The following is a 22,776-nucleotide window of genomic DNA, read 5'->3' as shown; positions in this document are numbered from 1 at the left end:
TCACTTCTTCCCCGGATCGCCAGAGGTGGCGTTCGGTGCCAGTGCCGCCTTCTCGTCGCCCGGCAGGATGTGCGGTGCACCTTCCCAGGGGCTCAAGAAATCGAATTCGCGGAATTCCTGCACCAGCTGAACCGGCTGATAGACACAACGCTTGCTATCATCGTCATAGCGCAGTTCGACAAAACCCGTGACCGGGAAGTCTTTGCGCAAAGGATGACCTTCAAAGCCATAGTCGGTGAGGATGCGGCGCATATCGGGATGGCCGGCGAATGTGATGCCGTACATGTCCCAGGCTTCGCGCTCATACCACCCTGCCCCGACAAAGACCGGGATAGCAGAGGGAACGGGCGTCGCCTCGTCTGTCTGCACCTTCACGCGGACACGCGCATTCAGCGTGATCGAGAGAAGATGATAGACGACATCGAAGCGCTTGGGGCGGGCGGGATAATCGTTGCCGCAAAGATCGATAAAGGTCTTAAAGGCAAAGCTGTCGCGCAGCACCGTCAGCACATTGAGAATATCAGCGGCTTCGGCACAAACCGTAAGCTCGCCAAAAGCAATCTTGGTGGTGACGGCGGGCAGCGCCACCGCAATCTCGCCGGCGAGAGCCGGAAAATCGACGCTCATCGGTTCTCCTCCAGCACCAGGACGTAGTGCTTCACCTTTTCGTCGTAGCGCGCGAGGGCCTCACGTGTTTCCTTTTCGAGCACAGCATGATCCGCGCGTTCCCCGGTGTATTCGTGGATCGCATCCATGCTGTCCCAACGCGATATAATGACGAATTCGATATGGTTGTGATGGACCCGTTCCAGCACTTGAACCCCATGAAACCCTTTAATGGCCTTAAAGCGCCTGAGGTACACCTCTGCGAACTGGCGGCGGTATTCTTCGGCGTTCTCTTCCAGGGCGTCCCCTGTCCAGACACGTACGATCATGGCATCACCGTTCGATCGATCCCGTGCGGCGGATTTTCCGCTGCAGCATCAAAAGTCCATAAACCAAGGCCTCGGCAGTCGGCGGACAGCCGGGCACGTAAATATCGACAGGAACGATGCGATCACAACCGCGCACCACCGAATAGGAGAAGTGGTAATAGCCGCCGCCATTGGCGCAGGAGCCCATCGACACCACGTAACGCGGCTCGGGCATCTGGTCGTAAACCTTGCGCAGCGCGGGCGCCATCTTGTTGCAGAGCGTGCCCGCCACGATCATCACATCGGATTGGCGCGGTGAGGCGCGCGGAGCAATGCCGAAGCGCTCGAGATCATACCGCGGCATCGAGGCCTGCATCATCTCCACTGCACAGCAGGCAAGACCGAAGGTCATCCACATCAACGAGCCCGTGCGGGCCCAGTTGATCAGCGCATCGGCGTTGGCAACGAGAAAGCCCTTATCGGCCAGCTCGGCCTGCATGGCCTTGAAATAAGGATCTTCATTGGTGATGGGGCCAGCGCCTTCAACACCAGCGCGCCCAGCCTGTCCCGCGGGGATCACTCCCATTCGAGGGCTCCCTTTTTCCATTCATAGATAAAGCCGATGGTCAGAACGCCCAAGAACACCAGCATGGACCAGAAAGCGAACTGCCCCGTCTCGCCGAGCGTGATCGCCCAGGGAAACAGGAACGCCACTTCCAGATCGAAGATGATGAAGAGGATCGAGACCAGATAGAAGCGCACATCGAACTTCATGCGCGCATCGCCGAAAGCATTGAACCCGCATTCATAAGCAGAGAGCTTTTCCGCATCCGGGCTCTTGGGCGCCACCAGATACGGCACCACCACCAGAAACACCGAAAGCAGCCCGCCGACTGCGATGAAGATCAGGATCGGCAGGTATTCCAAAAGGAGCTTTTCCATCGACTTTCCTAACCGCGCCAGAGCTGACCACCGGGCCGGGACAAGAACCTGCCCCACCTGTCACGCGGGCGCCAAACGGGGACGGCTCCCCCTGCGACCGACCGGCACAACGCTGATTTAGAATGGGTTTAGACCAGGAGTCGCGGGCTGAAAACAGGAAAAATGAGGAAAATTTACGGGGATGGAAGCTGTGTTCGCTGGCCTTGAGAAAGGCTCGCAACAACTGTCGCACCCATCCCGTTCAGTTTCTCCCCGCTGCCTTAGAAGCGACCCGAACCTCGTCACCCTGGCCGAGGGAATCCGGCGGATTGTCGATGATCCGCTCGCCGCGCTCGAAGCTAGAGGCGAGCTGCACCGTCGCGCCGTTGTCGCGCAGGATTTCCACCGGACGAAACACTACCTTATTCTTCGGCCCCACCGCAGCCACCGCCATGCCCCCGTTGCGGAAGATGAGCGCGCTGGAGGGGATTTCGGCGCTGACGGCCGGAGCAGTGAAGGCGAAGCGCACCTGGGCATAGGAGCCAGGCTTGAGCAGCTTTTCGGAATTATCGGCCAGAAGCTGCACCAGAACGCTGCCGCTCGACGAATCAACGGCGCTGGCGCTGGCGCCGACGGTGGCGGTGAAGCTGCGGCCGGGATATTCCGGCACGGTGAAGCTGGCTTTGGTGCCGGGCACAACCTGGGCGGAGTAGCCTTGCGGCACACGCACATAAAGGCGGAGCCGGTTCTGATCCGAAACCGTGAAGAGCGGCGTGCCTGACGCGTTGCCCGCGGCCACGAAATTCCCGATATCGACGGAGCGGCTGGTCACCACCCCATCAAAGGGCGCCACGATACGCGTGTACCCAAGATTGATGCTGGCCGCCTCGACAGCCGCGCGATCCGCCGCCACCACCCCGGCATTGGACTCCACCGTCGACTCTTGGTTCTGCAGTTGCTGACTGGAAATCGCATTCTGCTTGGCGAGGGACTGGTAGCGCTGAAGGTTATCCTTGGCATTGGCGAGGCTGGCGGTATCGCGCGCGAGCTGCCCGCGGGCCTGATCCAGCGCCGCGCGATAGCTGCGCGGGTCGATTTCGGCCAGAACATCCCCCGATTTGACCTTGGCGCCGATATCGACATGCCATTTCAGGATGGTGCCAGCGACCTGCGCAAAGATCGGCGCATTATTATAGGCCTGAAGCGAGCCCGGCAGAACCAGATCATGTCCGGCGCTCGGCCCGGCGGGGGCGATGAGCTTGACGACCGGAATGGCCTGATCGGCGGTCCAATCCTGAACCTTGCTGGCCGCAACCATGCGCCCGGCGAGGCCGATGCCGACCACCACCAGCGCCAAAGCCCCAGCCCCGATGCCTATCCGCTTCAAATGCTTGGGCGGGGTGTAGCGCAGCACGTCATTTTGGCTTTCGCTGAGGCCATTCGGGTTATGCTTGGGCGCCGCCGGATCGGCCATTTCGGTTTCAAAGGTAAAGTTCTGGCTGTCAGGCATAGGCCTCTCCCGTAGCTGAGCTTTCCGACGCGGGGGCATGGGATTTCCTGCCATGCACCATGGCGAACACCACCGGCACGAAGATCAGGGTCGCGAAGGTCGCGAAGATCAGACCACCAATAACGGCCCGGCCCAGGGGCGCGTTCTGCTCGCCGCCCTCGCCGAGGCCCAGCGCCATCGGTGCCATGCCGATGATCATGGCCAGCGCCGTCATCAACACCGGGCGGAAACGGGTGATCCCCGCCTCCACCGCCGCGATGGCGGCATTGCCGGTCTCGGCCAGACACTCACGCGCGAAACTGACCACCAGGATCGAATTCGCCGTACCTACGCCCATGCACATGATGGCGCCGGTGAGCGCGGGCACCGAGAGCGTGGTGCCGGTCGCAAACAGCATCCAGACGATCCCCGCCAAAGCCGCAGGCAGCGCGGTGATAATGACGAAGGGATCAAGCCAGGATTGGAAGTTGACCACGATCAGGAGGTAAATCAGCACCAGCGCCGCCAGAATGCCGAAATAGAGGCTGGTGAAGGCGGTATCCATGGTGGCGGCCTGTCCACGCAAGGTGACGGTTGCCCCCTTTGGCACTTGCGGCGCCATTTCAGCCATCACCCGGCGCACATCCGCGGCCACCCCGCCCAGATCGCGATCCTGCACCGCCGCATAAAGATCGACGGTGGGGCGCACATTATAATGGGTGACGACGGCGGCGGAGGTCTCGCGGCTGATATGGGCGAGGCCACCCAACACCTGCAGGCCACCGGACGTGCCTGTGATCGGGACATTGGAGAGCCCGGCGAGCGTATCCAGCTCAAATTCCGGCATCTGCGCCACGATGGGATAAGACACCCCACTCTTGGGATCGAGCCAGAAGGTCGGCGCGACCTGCGACGAGCCTGCCAGCGACGTGGTCAGGCTGTTGGTGACGTCGCGTTCGGTGAGGCCGAAACCAGCAATCCGCGAGCGGTCGACATCGACACGGAGTTGGGGGTTATCCATCGCCTGCTGCATACGGGCATCGGCGACACCGCGGATCTGGCGCAGCTTCTTCAGGAAGGCGAGCGCGTATTTCTGATTGGCTTCGAGCTTGGGGCCGCTGATCTGAATGTCGATCGGCGCAGGCGTGCCAAAATTCAGGATCTGGCTTACGATATCCGCAGGAAGGAAGGAAAAGGTCACGCCCGGAAAGGCCGCAGGCAAGCTCTCGCGCAGCTTGCGCACATAATCCGGCGTCGCCTTATGGCCATCCTTCAGGCTGATATAGATGTCGCCATCCTGATAGCCGATCAAACCGGAGTTGTTATAGATCGTGTTGATCGAACTGGTCGGCAGGCCGAGATTATCGACAATGGTATCGAGCTCTTTCGGCGGGATGGTGGCGCGGATCGTCTTTTCAATGCGACCGAAAATGGCGGCGGATTCCTCCAGCCGCGTGCCGACCGGCGGGCGAGCATGGATGGTGATCTGACCGGAATCCACCGACGGGAAGAAGTTCGAGCCTAGGAACGGGATCAGCGCGAATGACAGCACCACCACGGCCATGAAGCCGCCCACGAACAGCGCGCGATGCGCCATCGCCATGGCGAGAAGATTGCGATAGCCCTCACGTACGCGATCAAACCGCGCCGTGAAGCCTTGCTGAAAGCGAGCCAACATTCCGGGTTTATGCCCGCGCGCGGCATGCTGCTCGCCGATATGGGGGCGGAGCAGATACATCGCCATGGTCGGCACCAAGGTCCGCGAGAGGATAAAGGAGGCGATCATGGCGAAGATCACCGCCTCGGCCATCGGCACAAAGAGATAACCGGAAATGCCCGTCAGCATGAACATCGGCACAAACACGATGCAAATACAGAGCAGCGACACGAAAGCCGGTGTCACGATCTGCTGCGCCCCATCGAGGATGGACTGGCGCACCGCCTTGCCCCGCTCCAGATGCCAATTGATGTTCTCGATGGTCACGGTGGCGTCATCGACCAGAATACCGATGGCAAGCGCCAAGCCGCCCAAAGTCATGATGTTGAGGGTTTCGCCCGCCGCGGAAAGCGCCGCCAAGGCCGCCAGAATGGCGAGAGGAATGGAGGTCGCGATAATGACGGTGGAGCGCCAGCTCCCCAGAAACAGCAAAATCATCAAGCTGGTGAGCAGTGCCGCGATCAGGCCTTCGCGCACCACGCCCGAGATCGCCGCCGTCACGAACAGCGACTGATCGTTCAGCGCCGTCACCTTGAAGGCATCCGGCAGGCTTTCGAGCACTTTGGGCAAAGCGTTCTTGATGCCTTGCACCACATCCAGGGTGGAGGCGGAGCCCGTCTTGAGCACCGTAGTCAGCACGGCGCGCTGGCCGTTGACATGCACCAAGCTCTGCTGCGGTGGCGAGCCATCACGCACCTGCCCCACATCGCGCAAGTACACCACCGTGCCATTCACCGCTTTCATGGGCAGATTGTTGAGATCGTCAATCGTCTGGGCGGCGTTGTTGAGCTTCACCGTATATTGCAGCGCGCCAATCTTCACCGTGCCCGAGGGAATGATCTGGTTCTGCGCCGCGAGCGCATTGCCGACATCCTGTGCGGAAAGGCCTTTGGCCTGCAGGGCCTGGGGATCGAGATCGACCTGCACCTGGCGCACGCGCCCGCCATAAGAATACGGAATGGCCGCGCCCGGCACCGTGGTCAGCACCGGCCGCATGAAGTTCTGCGTCAGGTCCAGCACTTTTTGTTCCGGCAAGCCGGAGCTGGCGAGCTGCAAAATCGGCACCGTCGAGGCATTATAATTGAGGATCAGCGGCGGGGTGATGCCCGCAGGCATTTGCTTCAGCACCGTTTGCGAAATCGAGGTCACCTGCGCGGTAGCGGTGCGGATATCCACATTGGGCTGGAAATAGATTTTCACGATGCCGATACCCGGTAGCGAGGTGCTCTCGGTATGCTCGATATCGTTGACGGTGGTGGTCAGCACACGCTCATAGGGCGTGATGATGCGCCCCGACATCTCTTCGGGCGAAAGGCCGGTATATTGGAAGGCCACGCCGATCACCGGCACACCGATACTGGGGAAAATATCGGTCGGGGTACGAAGCGCCGCCAAAGGCCCGATGATCAGGATCAGAAGCGCCATCACCACAAAGGTGTAGGGCCGTTCCAGCGCGATACGGACAATGGCGTTCATGCCCGCCCCCGTGTAACGCTGGCGTCATAGTTCTGGCAAAATGTGCCGATTGGGGCTATATGCATGTTACTGACCGGTACGTCCCAGAAAACAGATATACGGGGTACCCCTTATCAGGCAAGTCGGAAGTTAGAAGGCTTACAAATTAAGACATTTCGCAGGGCAAGCTTTGATGGCTTCCATTACGAAGTGAACGGGAGAAACAGGTGCAGGACACCTCCAAGCCGACCAAGCGGGCGGCAGAGCGTATCCGGGAGACGGCCGAAGAGCTGTTTTACCGCGAAGGCATCCGCGCCGTGGGTGTGGACGAGATCGTCAGCCGCGCGGGCGTCACCAAGCCGAGCCTCTATCGCACCTACCCTTCTAAAGACGAACTCGCGGCCGATTATCTGCGCCATCACGGGGCGGAAAGGCTGAAAGCCTTCGACGCGCTGTTTGCGGATGGCAAAGACGCGCGCGCCAGTTTGCGCAAATGGCTTTTCGGTATCCAGACACGCGCCTCCACGCCGGAATATCGCGGCTGCGGCAATTCCAATGCGGTGGTGGAGTATCCCCATCCCGATCACCCCGCGCGCCAAGCCGCGCTGGAGGTCAAACGCCAGTTCCGCGAGCGCTATCGCAACGTGGCCAAAAAGCTGGGCGCGAAAAATCCCGCCATGCTCGCTGATATGCTGATCCTACTCATTGAAGGGGCGCATCTTTCCGGCCAGTTGTTTGGCGCAGAAGCCCCTGCCCGCCATCTGGTGGCCGCAGCGGACGCCTTGATCGACGCACACATCCCCCATCCCCAAAAAGCAAAAGGCGCGTGAGATACATTTGTCTCTGACAGCAATCACTGGCAGCCGCAGGGACAATGCTTTAGACAGGTACAATGTTCGCTTCCTTCCGCAAGGCCCTTCTGGCGCGCGCATTTAACCCTCATCATCAGCGCCTTCTGCTGCTGCATTCCGTAAAATGGCGGCAGCGCCTGACTTTCCTTATTGGAGGCCTAGCGGTTGGCCTGACCGCTGTCGGGCTCGCACTCGGCTCCGATGCCGCGCAAGCCATTTTTCGCAGCCAAATTGCCAAATGGCCCTATCTGCCGCTCATCGTTACACCGCTGGGCTTTGTGCTCGCGCTTTTTCTGACGTTGCGCTTTTTTCCAAATTGCCAAGGCTCAGGCATTCCGCAGGCCATTGCCGCGCGCGCCTCGACGGATTGGGAACATCGCAGCACGCTGGTCGGGCTGCGGCCCGCGATTGGCAAGGTCTTTCTCACCCTCTTCGGCCTTCTCGTGGGCGCCTCCACCGGCCGCGAAGGCCCCACGGTGCAAGTTGGCGCCTCAACGATGTTCTTGGCGGGATATTTATCGCCGCAGCGCCAATCGGGGCTCATTCTGGCGGGTTCGGCGGCAGGCGTGGCGGCCGCCTTCAACACACCGCTCGCCGGGATCGTCTTTGCTATTGAAGAGATGAGCCGCAGTTTTGAAATGCGCACCAGCGGTCTCATCATCGCGGCGGTGATTATCGCCGGTCTCACCGCGCAAGCCTTGATGGGCAACTACACCTATTTCGGCTACACAGTTGCGTCCTTGCCGATTGGCACAGCCTGGATCGCCGTTCCTGTTTGCGCGGTGGTGGGAGACCTAGCGGGCGGCGGCTTTAGCTGGCTTCTGGTTTCAGGGGTGGGATGCTTGCCGGTGCGTTGGCGGAGCTGGATATCCGCCCATCCGGTTTTGTTCGCCGGGCTTTGCGGTTTCGGTTTGGCCCTGTGCGGTTTGGCCAGCGGCAGTGCCGTGTATGGCACCGGCTATGACCAAGCCAAAATGGTGCTGCATCATAGCGGCACGCTTTCGCTGCTCTACGCGCCGCTGAAACTCATTGCCACGGCGCTATCCTCGCTGAGCGGCATTCCCGGCGGCATCTTCTCGCCCTCCTTGTCCATTGGTGCTGGAATCGGGGCCGATGTCGCGCATTTTTTTCACCACGCCGCGCCCGGCCCGATCGTGCTTTTAGGCATGGTCGCCTATTTCACCGGTGTGGTCCGCGCGCCCATTACCGGCTTTGTCATCGTGTCGGAAATGACCGGCGACCACGGCATGCTGGTGCCGCTGATGACAACCGCGCTGCTGGCCAATCTTGTGGCTGGCGCGATCAATCGCGATGGCGTCTATCACCTGCTCGCAGCCCGGTTTCATCAGAAGAGCACTGCGGAATAGAGAGGCAGCCTTGCTTCGCAAATAGGCCCGGCTGCGGGGGGGACCAATCAGCCGGGCCTTGCCTTCAGTCGTTGAACTTGAAGGCATCTGCAAAGTTGACGTCGAAGCGCAGGCCGAACAGGAAAGCGTTCGGCAAATCCTTCAGACGCGAGGGATCATTCATCTGATCAGGATGGATGATGTATTGGACGTTCGGCTGAACGCGGATGTTCGGCACAAGATCGAAGCCATAGCTCATTTCCATCATCACCTGATCGCGATGCTGGGTGCCTGCCCCGCCCACCAGCGCGCGTGCGATGCGAATGTTATCAAGCTCGAGGCCGGAATATTCCTGCCGCGCAATGACGAAAGCGAGGCTGTCGGTGGGGCGGCTTTTCAGCGGGCCGGTCCACTCAAAGCCCGCCATTTGATAGCTCGATTCCGCAAGCTGGCCGTTGATCTTGCCGAGCACCGCGCCGATCAGCGTGAGGCCGCGATGGCTGACTTCATCCGGGCGCCACACCATCTGCTCGAAACGGGCATAAAAGCCAGAGCGGCCCGAGGTGCGGGTGGCATAAGGAAGGCCTTGGCTCAAGGCGGGCTTACCATTGGCGGCGCGCAAGGGATCTGTGTAATCGGATTCATCGTACCAGGCGCCGATTTCCCATTTATGCGGCAGGCGGGAGTTCTCGAAGGTCGTCTTATGGCCGAGCGCGAATGGCGCGATATAGCCGGTGGCGCCGTCAAAGCTCCAATCGAGATCGTGGTCGCTGTCGAGCGCGCGCTTCGGGTTCACTTCATAGATGCCGCCATGGAAATAGATTTCCGGGGTCAGCCAAGCCGTGGCATGCGCCGCCCAGCTTGAAGTCGGCCACCAGGTGAAATTCGAGGTTTTGAAAATAAACGTCGGATTTCCGCAAGCCGCATTCATCTGGAAATACTGGCAGTAGGACGAGCCCAAAAAGCTGATATTGGCAGGCGTGCGGCCCACTTCCAGATCGAAGCGGTCATTGAATAATTTCTGCTCGATTGTCACGCGCACCAGACGCGTGTTCTGGCCGCCATAGATTTCCTGCACCGAGGTGGAGTTGCCGATGCCCTTCACCGACAGATCCTCACCATGGCGGTTGTTGAGGCCAAGATGCAGCGTGGCCCCGCCCCAGCCCAAGAGCTTGTCGAGATCGGTATCGGCGCCAAGAAACACCTGCCCCGCAAAGGCACCACGGCGGGCCAAACCGCCATCCATCACCTCAGCCGCCTCGCCCGTGTAGGAGGCGCTCCAGGTAATGGTCTTGTCGGCCGCCACTGCAGGCAGCGCAGCAGCCGCGGAACTCAGCATCAGGATTGAAAACGTTTTCAGCAAAAGGCGCATGAAATGCTCCCTGGAGTAGTGTTGTTATAGGTTCAAGCTTGGCGGCGAAGGGTCAGACGCAACGCGATGGCGCCGACGGCAGAGCCGATCAGAATGGCGAGCGCATAGGCAGCGACATGGCTGACCGCATTCGGGATCAGCATCACGAAGACCCCGCCATGGGGCACGCGCAGCTCGGTACCGAAAGCCAGCGCCAAAGCGCCCGCCGTGGCCGATCCGGCGATCAGGGCCGGAATGACGCGCAAGGGATCGCGCGCCACATACGGCAGTGCCCCTTCGGTGATGAAGGAAAGGCCGAGCAGCGCCGTTGCCGGACCGGACTGATGTTCGGCGCTGGTGAAGCGGTTGGCGAAGAAACGCGTGGCGAGGAAGAGCGCCAGCGGCGGCACCATCCCGCCCGCCATGGTGGCGGCCATCGGGGCGAAGATGTTGGAGGTGAGAAGCCCGGTCGAGAAAGCATAAGCCGCCTTGTTCACCGGCCCGCCCATATCGACCGCCATCATGCCGCCGAGAATAGCGCCCAGCGCCCAAGCATTGGCGCCGCGCAGGCCTTGCAGCCAATTGGTAAGGGCTGCGAGAATCTGGGCCATCGGCGTGCCGACGACATAGATCATGGCAAGCCCCGTGATCGCCGTGCCGAGCAAAGGCAGGATCAGCACCGGCTTCAAGCCTTCGAGGCCTTGCGGCAAGCGGATGTATTTGGTGAGAAGCTTGACGGCATAGCCCGCGATGAAACCCGCGAGGATGCCACCTAAGAAGCCCGCGCCGACTTGCGCCGCGAGCACGCCACCGATCATACCGGGCGCTATGCCGGGCCGGTCTGCAATCGAGAACGCGATATAGCCTGCGAGGGCGGGAACCATCAGGGTGAAGGCGGCCTTAGCGCCGATCTTGAAGAGCGCATTGGCAAAGGTGCCATCGACATTACCGGCATAAATGCCACCCAGCGCGAAGGCGAGCGCGATCATCAGACCGCCGGCCACCACAAAGGGCAGCATGAAGGAGACGCCGGTCATCAGATGCTTATAGACGCCCGGTGAGCCTTGCGGCTTGGCGGCTGCATCCGACGGGGCGGCGGCAGCGCCCTGCACTTTTGCTTCGGTGAGCGCTTGCGAGATCAGCGCCGCGCCGTCTTTGATGGCAGGCTTGGTGCCGGTGACAAAGAGCTTCTTGCCGCCGAAACGATCGGTCGAGACCTGACGGTCGGCGGCCACGATCACCACATCGGCGCGGGCGATTTCATCCTCGGAAAGCGTATCGTTGGAGCCGACCGAACCTTGGGTTTCCACGCGGATGTCATAGCCCAGCTTTTCCGCACCCGCTTTCAAGCCTTCGGCGGCCATGAAGGTATGCGCGATGCCCGTCGGGCAAGAGGTCACCGCGACCACGAAAGCTTTTTTGCTTTCTGCGGAACCAAGCTGATCGAGGCATGCGCCCGCATCGGCGAGCATCGCTTCAATAGTGAAATGGCGCTGGGTTTTCGGCAGATCGCCATCGGGCGCACCGACGATGACGGTCTCATCCGTCAACTGCGCCGTGGGAAGCGCATTCAGGGTGACGCCTTCCACTCGCACTTCAACAGCCACATCCAGCCCGCGTACAGCGGCGGCTTTGCGAAGGCTCTCGGCTGCCAATAATGCCTGTGCCGTCTTGGCGCTATCGCCAATGATCACCGGTAAGGTCATGAGATACTCCCGATACGTCCCTCTTATGAGGACTGTTCGCCGGAAAGCCGGCCATACATGATCCAATCTTCCGCCGCCGCGATGGAGACCGCGGAGGCAAGCGCTTCGACATCTTGTTTCGGCGGCAGATGCGGCCCGATCTTGCGCAGCTTGCCCGCCGCAAAAGCGGTCGAAAGCCGGGCGAGACGTTCAAGGCTGGCATCTTCGGAGATCCCGGCGCACAGACCAGCCACCATGGCGTCACCTGCGCCGACGCTCGACACCACGCCGACTTTCAGAGGCGCCGCGTAAAGCGCACCCTCTTCCGAGACGAACAGCGCGCCTTCGCTGCCGAGCGACACCACCACAAGGCCGATACCATTGCGATGCAAGGCACGCGCTTGGGCGAGCAGCGCAGCGTCATCAGGAATAGCACCCATCACGGCAGCAAGCTCATCGCGATTGGGTTTGACGGCGAAGAGCAGCTCTTCCCGGCTTAGAGCTTCTTGCAGCGGCGCACCGGAAACATCGAGCAACACCCGCACGCCCTGCTGCTGCCAATGGCTGGCCATATCTGCCCAGATCGACGGCGAGAGACCTGCAGGCAGACTTCCCGACAACACCAGCAGCGAAGGCTCCAGCGCGCGGATGCGATCATTAAGGCGCGGCAGAAGATCGGCTTCGATCGGCAGTCCCGGCAGATTCACATCGGTGGTGCGCCCGCCCGGCTCGGTGATCTTGACGTTGATGCGCGTCTCACCGGGTAATCGAATGAAGCCATCGCCAACTGATTTATCCCGGAACAGGGTTTCGAAGGGATGGACATTGCCCGCACCGAGAAAGCCGGTGGCGGAGACATTGACGCCCCAATCCGCAAGACAGGCCGCGACGTTCACGCCCTTGCCACCCGCATTGGACACGGCGCTGTGCGCGCGATGCACCTCACCGGGCGTCAAATGATCAAGCGCGACGGTGAGATCGATCGCCGGATTGAGCGTTACGGTGACGATGGCGCTCATGGTGCAACGCCTTCCAACGCCCGCACATCCGCAGCGGATTCACAGGCCAGCGCGCGCGCCGCAAGCCCCTTCAACTCGGCGAGGCTCGCCCGCCGCAAACGATCTTTCACCGCGGGGATTTCAAGCGGAGTCATAGAGAGTTCATCAACCCCAAGACCTGCAAGCAGCGAAGCCCCGAAGGGATCACCCGCCAGACCACCGCAGACGCCGACCATGCGGCCATAACGCTTGGCACCATCGACCGTGAAACCAATCAGACGCAGCACGGCGGGATGCAGGGAATCTGCTTCCGGTGCGAGATCAGGATTCTGCCGATCCATCGCGAGGGTATATTGCGTAAGATCGTTGGTGCCGACCGAGAAAAAATCGACATGCTGGGCCAAGACATGCGCTTGCAAGGCAGCGGCGGGCACTTCGATCATGATGCCGAGCGGCACTTCCGGCGCATTCACCTCTTTACGGATGTCCTCGCAGATGCTGCGCAGGCGGATGATTTCAGCCGCCGAGGTGATCATCGGGAACATGATCGCGAGCTTGCCCGCAGCCGATGACGCGGCGCGATAAAGCGCCCGCAACTGCGGCAGCAACAATTCGGGACGGCGCAGGAGCAGCCTTGCCCCGCGCACGCCGAGGAAGGGATTGGCTTCCTGGGGCAAGGCAAGATGCGGCACCTGCTTGTCGCCGCCAATATCGAGCGCGCGCACGATCACTTGGCGCCCATCCATCGCCTTCAACATGGCGGCATAGGCTTCGTATTGCTCATCCTCATCCGGGGTCTTGCGGGTTTCGAGGAAAAGAAATTCAGTACGCATCAAACCGACGCCCTCGGCACCCTGCTCGATCGCAAAAGCGGCCTGATGGGCCTGATTGATATTGGCGACGATTTCCGTGCGCTTGCCGTCGGTGGTGACGGCGGGCAGCGCGCGGCGTTCAGCTTCCTGAGCCTTTTTCGCGGCCAGCGCGGCAAGGTGCTCACGGGCCGCAACCAAATCTTCCGCCGACGGATCAAGATAAAGCCGCCCGCCCTGGCCTTCGATGATTGCGGGCGCGCCATCGGTAAGGCCGAGAACACCGGCCCCCGCCGCGACGAGCGCCGGAATACCGAGCGTGCGGGCGAGAATAGCCGTATGCGAGGTCGGGCCACCTTCCGCCGTCACGATACCGGCTACGATGGCGCTATCGAGCGCGGCGGTATCAGAAGGCGACAAATCCTTCGCCACCAAGATGCATTTTTCTTCCAGTGTCGGCGGCACATCGTGGCAGAGTTCACTGCGAGCCAGACCCGGCTCCAGGACGAGCAACACCTGACGTCCAACGTCGCGCAGATCGGCGGCACGTCCCGCCAGCACCGGATTATTCAAGGAAGCGAGCTTGGAGGCGATGTCTTCCACCGCCGCATTCCACGACCACGCCGGACCATGACCTTCCACCATCAACTGACAAGCGCGGGTGATCAGATCGGTATCGTTGAGAAGTTCAGCTTGGGCTTTGAAGATGGCCGCTTCGGAAGCGCCAAGGCGCCTGGTCGTATCATCCGCCAAAGCCTTCAGCCGCGAGCGCGTGGCGGTGAGCGCCGCATCGATCATGCTGCCGCCCTCGGTCAGCGGCACGGGATGATCAGGCACCGCCTCGCTGGCACCGCGCAGAATGTGAAGACGCCCAATGGCAAGACCTGGCGCAGCCGCTACACCGGAGATCGCGATGGGATTGCCCGGCGGGGTCCAGCCCGGAAGCTTTGCCGCCGATTTTTCCGCCGCACGTTTGGCATCGGCGATTTCCTGTGCGGCGAGAGATTCGGCGGCGACTTTCAGGGCGGCAACCGCGGCTTCGGCATCACGGCCTTCAGCGGAGAACACCACCTCTTCGCCCGGCTTCACGCCAAGCTGCAATAGCGCAACCAGGGATTTGGCGTCGCCCGCCTCAGCGCCGCGGCGCACTTTGATGCTGGACGCAAAGCCTTTAGCAGTTTCGACCCAGCGCGTGGCGGGACGGGCATGCAGGCCCGCGGGATAAGTCACCGTCCAAACCGCGCTGACAGCAAAATCGCTGGCGGGTGCAGATTGCGTCTGCGCCTCGTCGGCCAGGAAGGCAGCAAGAATATCGTCGGCCTTCTCCGTCGCGAAGAGTTTGGCGAGCGCGGCTTCGTCCTGCAGCAGACGCGTCAGGCGGCGCAGCACGCTCAAATGCGTATCCGATTGCGCGGCGATGGCGACGATGAGCTTGGCTTCTTGATCGTCATTCCAAATGACACCAGCGGGGACCTGCAGAATCGCGAGGCCGCTCTTCAGCACCAGATTGCGGTCTTCCGCCAAGCAATGCGGAATGGCGATACCATGGCCGAGGAATGTGTTGGCGACCGCTTCACGCTTTTGCATGGAGGCGCCATAGCCCGACGCGACGATACCGGCGGCAACCAGAAGCGCCGCGGCTTGTTCAATGGCTTCTGCCTTGCTGGCCGGACGCGCCGCAAGCTGGATGAGCTTGGGGGACAGCAGCCCCGCGACTGATGTGGCAGACATCCTTGCGCCCCTCCCGAGGGCTTATTATGGTGACGGCGCTGAAATCGTTTTCATGCGCGAGGGAACTGAAATCGTTTTCACCCCCGTTTGTCAATAAGTGTTCATAGAAAGCGGCCGACAGAGCCGCGATCAGGGCCAGGAAAGTGGTTAAGCCATTGAATAATAAATTAGATCAACAGACATCCCCCGCCGGGATCAAGGATGTGGCGCGGGCCGCCGGCGTCTCTCCGGCCACTGTGTCGCGGGCTTTGAGTGGCGGCCCCGTCAGCGCCGAGCTGCGGAAAAAGGTGGAAAAAGCGGTGAAGGCGATCGGCTATCGCCCCAACCTTTCGGCCCGCCGGCTGCGCTCACAGAACACCAAAACGATCGGGCTTGTTGTCGCAGATATCCGCAATCCCTTCTTCACCGCAGTCAGCCGCGTGGTCGAGGACATGGCCTATGCGCAAGGCATGCGCGTTGTCTTATGCAACACGGATGAGAATCCAGAACGCGAAGCCTTTTACTTGCGCTCCATGCAAGAAGAGCGCGTTACCGGGCTTATTCTAGCCCCGACCGAAACGACGCTGCACAAGCTCGAAAAAGATCCACTTCTCGAGGTCCCCGTGGTGATGGTTGACCGCTATCTGGCGAGCAGCCGCTATGATGCGGTGGCGCTCGACAATGTTCAGGCCGCGCGTGTGCTCGTGGAGCATTTGATTGCTTCGGGCAAAAAGCGCATTGCGGGACTATTCGGCAATTCGAGCCGCACAGGCCAGGAACGCTATCAAGGCTATGCCGAGGCAGTGACTAAAGCAGGTCTGCCCGTATTGGGCCAATTCATTCGTCCTTATACGAGCGATGCAGAATCCGCTCTGCGCCAGCTATGGGCCAGCGAGAAGCCCGACGCAATCATCGCCTCCAACAGCCTGACCGCCGGCGGGATTCTACGCGCGGTAAAAGCGCTGAAGTTGCGCATACCTGAAGACCTCGCCGTTGCGGCCTTCGATAATGAACCTTGGGCGAGCCTTGTCGAACCGGGATTGACCGTTATTGCGCAACCCGTGGACGATATCGGCCATGCCGCCATGCAGCTCTTGTCGGATCGCATCCAAAATCCGGGCCTTCAGCCGCGCACCGTGATGTTGGGTGGGGAGTTAATCGTCCGCGGAAGCTCGGCCACGGGCTGAGGCGGAACTCTGCGCGCATTTGGCGCAATTGAACCCGCGCGCCAACTGCGCCCATGAAAGGCTGTCATCCAGCCTTCCATGGAGAATATCGTGAAATTTGCCGTCGCTAGCGAAGACTTCCAGAGCATTTCCGGACATGCCGGACATGCGGCCCGCTTTCTTGTCTATGAAGCGGAAGCTGGCGAGCATCCGGTTGAGATCGCCCGTATCGATCTGAACGAGGAGCAGACCGTTCATAATTTCAAGGGAGGCGCCCATCCGCTCGATGGCGTTCAAGTTCTCATTGCCGGAAGCGCGGGCGGCTGCTTTGTCGAGAAGATGAAGGAACGCGGTATCACCACGGTGGTGGCGCCGAATATGGCCCCGGCAACGGCTGTTGCCGCATATATGCTAGGTATTCTTGCGCCGCTCACCGAGGCGGGCGCCTGCTCCTGCAGCCACGAACATTAAAAAAGGGGCCGAGAGGCCCCTTTCTCAAATACGCTTTAAGGATAGACGGCGGAAATGGTGGCCCCAATGAGGAGCCACCATCGCGAACATCAGAAATGATACGCGGCGCCGAAGTTGAACAGGAACTGATCCTGGTTGCCGCTCTTGCGGCCGCTTGTTCCCAGTTGGAAGGTCAAATTGCTCGCGGAGACATCCACGCCAACTTGGCCCACTGCAGCTATACGATCAGGCGCGGCTGAGGTCGCGAAGAAGAGCGCGCCGGAAGACATCGACATCAAATTGGTCTTGCCGATGGCGCGGTCATTCCCCTCGCCGCCCAGCATGATCTGCGGACGGATCTGAAAATCATCATCCAACGCATAGGTGTGACCATAACGGACACCAAGCTGATAGCGCCCGGTCGTCTGATGCCCATGCTTCACCGCCAGGATCATCGGGCTGACACCGGCTTCCTTCGCCCCCCCACCAGAGAGGAAACTATAAGTGACCTTGCCGAAGGGCAGCAGGTCGCCATGCAGAAGCGGCACGCCGATCTGCACCGAAGCGCCATATACGGTGTCTTTGACGGTCGACGTCAGACTATTACCCAAGCTGTCTTTCCGGCTGACATCCGTGGCCGCATCGAGGAAGAAGGTGGAGGTGTCAAAGACAACCGCACCGGCCGGGATATGCGCCGCCGCCGACATGTAAATCTGGGTGTTGTGCCCAGAAGCGCTCTGATCATGCAGGCGGACATGGCCTTCGCTGTCGCCGATCACCGCATGGAACGACAAGCCGCTCAGATAGCGATAATCCAAGCCGCCGATCAGACCGACCGTGTGATTGGAGAATGCGGACGCTCCGTTGCCATCGGATAGCCCGCTGGAGCCATTATATCCATGGCCCCAGACGGAGAAGCCTTGGCAATCCTTGCACACGGCGGATGACGTGTGATCCAGCACCATATCGTTCAAGCTGATCGCCGCATCGAAATTCTGCACCACCAGATCATTGTAGACCTGGCCGATGGATTTCGGCGCAATCACCAGATCCACTTCACTCGGCTTGTAATAGACGCCGAAGGCATTGGCCGTATCCGGGCTGCCCGTCAGAACCGTGTTGAACGTACCTGAAACGGTATTGGCGGTCAGAATGGGATAAAGCCCCGGCGTATAGCTGCCATTCAGGCCCGAAATGCTGAGCTGCCCTTTGATATTGGCCGTGCCGCTGACCACAAGCTTGGACGTGACGGTCGGCGTGGTGGCGATCAGCAGGCCGCCATAAGTGCCCTGGGTGTAATTGCCGTTGAGCGTGAAGGTGCCGGGCGTCGAGCCATCGCCCGGCATGAGGATGCCGCCCATAAGCTGGGTGGTCGGCGTGGTCGGCGTCGAAACCGTGCCCTGCGTATCGTCACCATTGATCAGGTCGCCGTTCAATGTGCCGAAGCCCGACATGCCCGCACCCTTCAGGATGTTGGCAAGCGGAACGGTGATCGACGCCGTTTTGTGACCGGCATCGCCAATCTGAAGCCAGCCAGAGGTCGCGCGCAACGCACCGATATAGCCCACCTTGGCCGGCGGCGTCAGGTTGTTGTTGTACGACATTGAGGAAGCGCCGGTCAGCACGCTGTTACCATTGAGAATAAGTGTGCCGCCGCCGGACTGGCTGACAATGCCGGCGCCGGTAATGGTGCCGTTATAGACATAGAGATCCGAACGGTTGAAGGCGAGCGTGCCCGCAACAGCAATCGAACCGCTCGTGATGCTGCCATAGTTGTTGGCATTACCGATAAAGAGCGTATTGCCGGCATCGATCGTGGTGGTTCCGGTGTAGGTGTTCGTGCCCGTCAGATACACTTGGGAATTGCTGCCGCTCACCCGGACCGCTCCGCTGCCCGACATGGCTCCCCAATAAGTGTTGGGCAGCAAAGCGGCAGCCGTGGTTCCGGTCGTCGCGATGGACTTGAACACCACACTTCCGTTGTTGATCAGCGTCGTTCCATCCGAAATGATGCCGCCGATCATGCTGGTGCTGTTATCGCCCATTTGCAGCGTGGCGCCGGAGGCGACGGTCATGGTGCCGGTATAGCCCGCCTGATCCGCGGTGTTCTTCAGGATCAGAGTGCCGGAGTAGAGGGTAATCGCCCCCGTCCCCGTCAAGGCTCCCGCCAGCGTGCCGCTATTGCCGCCAGCGGTGATGCTGCTGGACGAACCGGTTGCCGCCGAAACCGCATTGCTCACGCTCGACGTCGAGCTGAAGTTCAAGGTGCCGCCGCTCAGAACGATGGCTCCGCTACCGGCGGTGACGGTGGAGGAATCCACCATCGTCCCGCTCGACACTTTGACATCGGCGAGTGCACAACCAGCACTCACGCCGAAAGCCGCGATCAAAGACAACGCCGTGCTGCCCGTCAGGAGCGACTTTCCCGGCCACACAGACAAATGGCCCCAACCCTTCTTATCCAGTTCGCGATTGCAGTTAGACATTCTCTGGGTACTCCCCTGGTGTTCGTTGTTCTCTTGCTTCATCGACATTTAGAAAGTCCCGCGCAGGGAGAGAGAGAAGGTTTGGTTGCTGAGGTAATAGCGATCCTGCGCAACCGGGTACTGGAAGTAGGTGTTGTATTTGGAGCGGAACAGATTGGTCACGCCAATGCTCATCTCGGGATCGGACGGGATCGTCGCGTCGATGATCTTCGAGATCTTGGCGCTGGTGGAGAAGTCGAACTGGGAGTAAGGCGCGTTCCTCATATAGGCGCCCGCCGAGCAACCCGCGCGCTGATAGGTGTTCTGGCCAGCCACAGCAGAAAGCGCCGGCAAGCACACGCTATTCGCACCCGAAACGCCGCTGCTGTAATAGCCGGTGCGGTAGTTATAGGACAGACGCGCAGAGAAGCCGTCACCCTGCCAATACAGCGTGCCGTTATAGGACCAGTGCGGCACGGCCGCGGCATGAATGGGCGCACTGCCATCCGAGGCGATGACGAAGTTCGACGCGCTTTGCTTGAAATCGATCATCGTCAAGTTGTTCGAGATACCAAAGCCCTTCAGGCCGTAATCCTCGAGAACGAAATCGAAGGGCTGGGTATAGCCGAACTCAAGACCCGTATAGGTCTGAACACCCGGCTGGTTGTAGTTGATGGTGAAGCGAACCGGCGTAGCGGCGCAGCTTGCTGCATCGGTACAGCCGGTGTTGGTGGCGCCGCCATAGCTGTTCAAGTTCTGGATCTGGTTCCAGTTCAAGTAATCGTAGGTGATGCCGTAGGACGCCACATCCGCCAAGGTCTTGCCATCGAGCACGCGGTTGATCGGCACGCCATGGAGGAATTTGCGGAAGGCGCTGACGCTAATATAACCTTCCTTGCCGGTGTAATACTCGACACCGACATCGATATTGGTCGAGTAATAGGGTTTCAGATCCGGGTTACCCGGATTGAAGGTGAAGTAGTACCCGTCGTTGGTCGGAATATTCTGATAGCCGAGCGACGCAACGGTGAGGTTGGACGTCATCAAGGGCAAGGATGCGCGCGTCATGGTGCGCGAAGCACTGGCACGGATCAGAAGATCATCCAGCGGCTTATAGACAAGGCTCGCCGACGGCAAGAAGGTATCGTAGGTCCTTGTCTGCGGCACGAAGGTGTAATCGTAGAAGGCATTACCCCAATAGGCCGTCGTCTGCGGCAGGTTCGTCATCTGGAACGGAGAATCGATGGTCTGCCGTGTCGTGACATAGCGCAGGCCAACATTGTAGCGAAGTTCCTGGTTATCCCAGAGAAGATCGAAGTTGAACTTGCCTTCCGCCTCGATATACGAGCCCAGGATGCGTTCTTCGTAACAGCCCGAAGAACCGGTGGAAGACTGCACGGGATTGCCGTTTTCCGGGGTGGCTTTTTGATAGGCGCAGCGATTGCGCAAGCCCGCGACCGGCGCGTTATAGGCCTTCATGTTGGTGAAGCTCTCGAAGTTCGCGTAATCGAACGTCAAGAAATTCGTCGGCCCCATCGTGAGGAAGTTGTAGAGGTTCTGCTGCGCGACATAGGAACCCGGACGGCCGTCGCAAGCAGAACTCGTGGTGTTCTGGAAGCCCTGACAGACCGCTTTGGACCATGGCCCGTTGGCATCACCCTGGATCATGTTGCGGCTGATGACGTCATAAGCGGCGCCACCTTTGACGCGGAAGTAATCGCCGCCATAGGTAAGATCCAAGTGCACGCCATAGGTCTGCGAATAGCGCTTGTTGTCGTTGACCGACACGCCGCCGCCGGTGCCAAGGCTTGAGGAGGCCCACTGATAATTGCGCGGGTTATTGGGATCGATATTGCTCGACCACAAATACTGCTTGCCGTCGAACCAGTTCTTGGTGACGACACCATTGGTCACGGGCGCGCCGGTGCTATCAACAGGCGTGCAGCCCGGATACGTTCCCATGCTGGGGCAGGACACCACCGCCATTTCCGAAACCGTCTGAATCCAGTGGCTGCGGCTGGCATTGGCGCTGAGCTCGATGAAGAGCATGTCGCTGGCCTGCCAGCTCATGCCCGGATTGATCGCGAAGAAATCGGCCGTGTTGGCGTAATGGCGGGTATCGATCGCCCATTGCGCGTTATACGCCGTGAAGGATTGCACGACGCTGTTCTGGTCCATCACCACATCGGCCGGAATGACACCTTGCGTCCATGAACCGTTGGAGCGCATCGGCTGCGTCAGTTCGGTGCGGTCGATATTTTCCCAGAACTTGCCCGCGACCAAATCCGCATAGAAGTGCAAGGAGTCGCTCGGTCGCACTTCGAAGCTTGCAACGCCGTTGTATTTCCAGCGGTTGTTGCGCTGATACATGTTGCGCAGCAAGCGGGGGAACAACGCGTTAGCGAGCTTATTGGTGATCGAAGCCGCATCGGCACCAAGTTTCGGATTGATGTCAGCCAGTGTGTAGGCATTCACCGCACAAGGCGAATAGGTCATCGCGGGCGTATTCGTCGGGCAAGTGGAGCTGTAGCCATAGGCGTGGCCAGACGCGCCCGTGAAGGTGACATTACGCGGGATCGTCGCGGGAACGGTGATGTAATTGCCGCCGATCGAGAAGGTATTGTCGTTGTCGCAGCCGGTCGCCGTGGCGCACTGGCCGACGCCCGTAGAGCTTGCGGTCTTGATTGTGGGCGTCGCCCAGCCGCCGTTGCCATCATCCCAACCGCTGGTGAACTGGGCGATGCGGTTTCCAACCACGCCGACAAGCACACCGACATCACCAAAGATCGTGCCGGTTTTCCATGTATTGCTGCCGATCAGCGCCGCGGTGCCACCAAGGCCATTGGTGATGGAATTACCGTTGCCAGTGAGATTGTAGGAGAGATAAGGGCCTGGCCGGTCGAAAGGACGGCGGCTGCGCATATTCACCGTGCCAGCCGCACCACCTTCAAGCTGATCCGCGCGCGAGGATTTCGCCACCGAGATATTGCTGAACAGTTCGCCGGGGAACATGTTCATATCGGTTTCGCGATTGGAATTCGTCTGGTCGATACCAGAGGCCGTCGCCACCGCGATCGGCGCGTTGTTGAGCACGATCTTGGTATATTGCGAGCCAAGACCGCGTACCGAAATCTGCAAGCCTTCGCCGGTGGCCGGATCGCGGTTCAGAACGACACCGGGAATGCGGTTGATGGCTTCCGCGATGTTGCTGTCGGGAAATTTGCCGATGTCTTCGGCAAAGATGGCATCGGTAAAGCCGATATCATTGCGCTTAGCATCGGCGGCGCTCACAAGGCTGCGCTGATAGCCGGTTACAACGACCGTCTCGATCGCACCCTCTTGGGCCTGCGCCGGCATCAAAGCGGTGAGCCCCGCCACGGCAGCGGTGCCCATCAATACACGTTTCATACCCCTTCCCCCTCTGTTTCTGTTTTGCATTCCCTTCTCCC

General features: G+C 60.3%; 16 protein-coding genes. 4 read left to right on the top strand and 12 right to left on the bottom strand.

The features are described from left to right. From FHS83_RS14335 to FHS83_RS14310, 6 genes are all read right to left on the bottom strand, one after another. Window positions 1-627 (bottom strand): NADH-quinone oxidoreductase subunit C, encoded by a 627-nt coding sequence (locus tag FHS83_RS14335; protein ID WP_167083622.1) that lies wholly within the window; start codon window positions 625-627, stop codon window positions 1-3. Next, entirely contained in the window at window positions 624-935 is a 312-nt protein-coding gene (locus FHS83_RS14330) for an antibiotic biosynthesis monooxygenase family protein (protein WP_167083621.1), read from the bottom strand. The genes FHS83_RS14335 and FHS83_RS14330 overlap by 4 nt, the downstream gene beginning before the upstream one ends. Before the next feature lie 4 nt (window positions 936-939). After that, window positions 940-1,521, bottom strand: coding sequence for an NADH-quinone oxidoreductase subunit NuoB (locus FHS83_RS14325; RefSeq protein WP_167083620.1), 582 nt, complete (start codon window positions 1,519-1,521; stop codon window positions 940-942). Next, window positions 1,491-1,856: an NADH-quinone oxidoreductase subunit A gene (locus FHS83_RS14320; protein WP_167083619.1), complete on the bottom strand. Its 366-nt coding sequence runs from the start codon at window positions 1,854-1,856 to the stop codon at window positions 1,491-1,493. Before FHS83_RS14320 ends, FHS83_RS14325 begins: the two co-directional genes overlap by 31 nt. A gap of 241 nt (window positions 1,857-2,097) precedes the next feature. Next, window positions 2,098-3,345 carry an efflux RND transporter periplasmic adaptor subunit gene (locus tag FHS83_RS14315; RefSeq protein ID WP_167083618.1) on the bottom strand — a complete coding sequence of 416 codons (1,248 nt, stop codon included), beginning with the start codon at window positions 3,343-3,345 and terminating at the stop codon, window positions 2,098-2,100. Then, window positions 3,338-6,517 (bottom strand): efflux RND transporter permease subunit, encoded by a 3,180-nt coding sequence (locus FHS83_RS14310; protein ID WP_167083617.1) that lies wholly within the window; start codon window positions 6,515-6,517, stop codon window positions 3,338-3,340. Before FHS83_RS14310 ends, FHS83_RS14315 begins: the two co-directional genes overlap by 8 nt. A gap of 206 nt (window positions 6,518-6,723) precedes the next feature. On the opposite strand from FHS83_RS14310, the gene FHS83_RS14305 reads away from it, so the two are divergent. Both FHS83_RS14305 and FHS83_RS14300 read left to right on the top strand, forming a co-directional pair. Next, entirely contained in the window at window positions 6,724-7,326 is a 603-nt protein-coding gene (locus FHS83_RS14305) for a TetR family transcriptional regulator (RefSeq protein WP_167083616.1), read from the top strand. A gap of 62 nt (window positions 7,327-7,388) precedes the next feature. Continuing rightward, complete coding sequence (locus FHS83_RS14300; RefSeq protein ID WP_167083615.1) at window positions 7,389-8,714, top strand: chloride channel protein; 1,326 nt, start codon at window positions 7,389-7,391, stop codon at window positions 8,712-8,714. Window positions 8,715-8,778: 64 nt separating this feature from the next. Here FHS83_RS14300 and FHS83_RS14295 read toward each other — a convergent pair whose 3' ends face one another. Genes FHS83_RS14295 through ptsP form a run of 4 tightly spaced genes read right to left on the bottom strand, consistent with a single transcriptional unit; the run spans window position 8,779 to window position 15,267 of the window. Further along, a complete protein-coding gene (locus FHS83_RS14295) occupies window positions 8,779-10,065 on the bottom strand; it encodes a carbohydrate porin (RefSeq protein ID WP_167083614.1) in 1,287 nt (428 codons plus the stop codon). Between the two features lie 32 nt (window positions 10,066-10,097). Next, complete coding sequence (locus FHS83_RS19690) at window positions 10,098-11,750, bottom strand: PTS fructose transporter subunit IIC (protein WP_167083613.1); 1,653 nt, start codon at window positions 11,748-11,750, stop codon at window positions 10,098-10,100. 23 nt (window positions 11,751-11,773) lie between these two features. Next, a complete protein-coding gene (gene pfkB / locus FHS83_RS14285; RefSeq protein WP_167083612.1) occupies window positions 11,774-12,748 on the bottom strand; it encodes a 1-phosphofructokinase in 975 nt (324 codons plus the stop codon). Continuing rightward, on the bottom strand, window positions 12,745-15,267 hold the full coding sequence (gene ptsP / locus FHS83_RS14280) for a phosphoenolpyruvate--protein phosphotransferase (protein WP_167083611.1): 2,523 nt from the start codon (window positions 15,265-15,267) through the stop codon (window positions 12,745-12,747). The genes pfkB and ptsP overlap by 4 nt, the downstream gene beginning before the upstream one ends. 203 nt (window positions 15,268-15,470) lie before the next feature. Here ptsP and FHS83_RS14275 point away from each other — a divergent pair, with 203 nt between their 5' ends. Both FHS83_RS14275 and FHS83_RS14270 read left to right on the top strand, forming a co-directional pair. Then, window positions 15,471-16,433 carry a substrate-binding domain-containing protein gene (locus tag FHS83_RS14275; RefSeq protein WP_208414799.1) on the top strand — a complete coding sequence of 321 codons (963 nt, stop codon included), beginning with the start codon at window positions 15,471-15,473 and terminating at the stop codon, window positions 16,431-16,433. 90 nt (window positions 16,434-16,523) lie between these two features. Then, the gene (locus tag FHS83_RS14270) at window positions 16,524-16,883 is read left to right on the top strand and encodes a NifB/NifX family molybdenum-iron cluster-binding protein (protein ID WP_208414790.1); all 360 of its coding nucleotides are present in this window, start codon (window positions 16,524-16,526) and stop codon (window positions 16,881-16,883) included. Window positions 16,884-16,972: 89 nt separating this feature from the next. Here FHS83_RS14270 and FHS83_RS14265 read toward each other — a convergent pair whose 3' ends face one another. Next, complete coding sequence (locus FHS83_RS14265) at window positions 16,973-19,348, bottom strand: autotransporter outer membrane beta-barrel domain-containing protein (protein WP_167083608.1); 2,376 nt, start codon at window positions 19,346-19,348, stop codon at window positions 16,973-16,975. A gap of 48 nt (window positions 19,349-19,396) precedes the next feature. Then, window positions 19,397-22,735: a TonB-dependent receptor gene (locus tag FHS83_RS14260; protein ID WP_167083607.1), complete on the bottom strand. Its 3,339-nt coding sequence runs from the start codon at window positions 22,733-22,735 to the stop codon at window positions 19,397-19,399. Between the last annotated feature and the right edge of the window lie 41 nt (window positions 22,736-22,776).

The organism is Rhizomicrobium palustre, from assembly GCF_011761565.1.
GTDB classification, from domain to species: Bacteria; Pseudomonadota; Alphaproteobacteria; order Micropepsales; family Micropepsaceae; genus Rhizomicrobium; species Rhizomicrobium palustre.
Note: the sequence above shows the minus strand (reverse complement) of the source record. Positions and strands in the feature narration are given on the sequence as shown.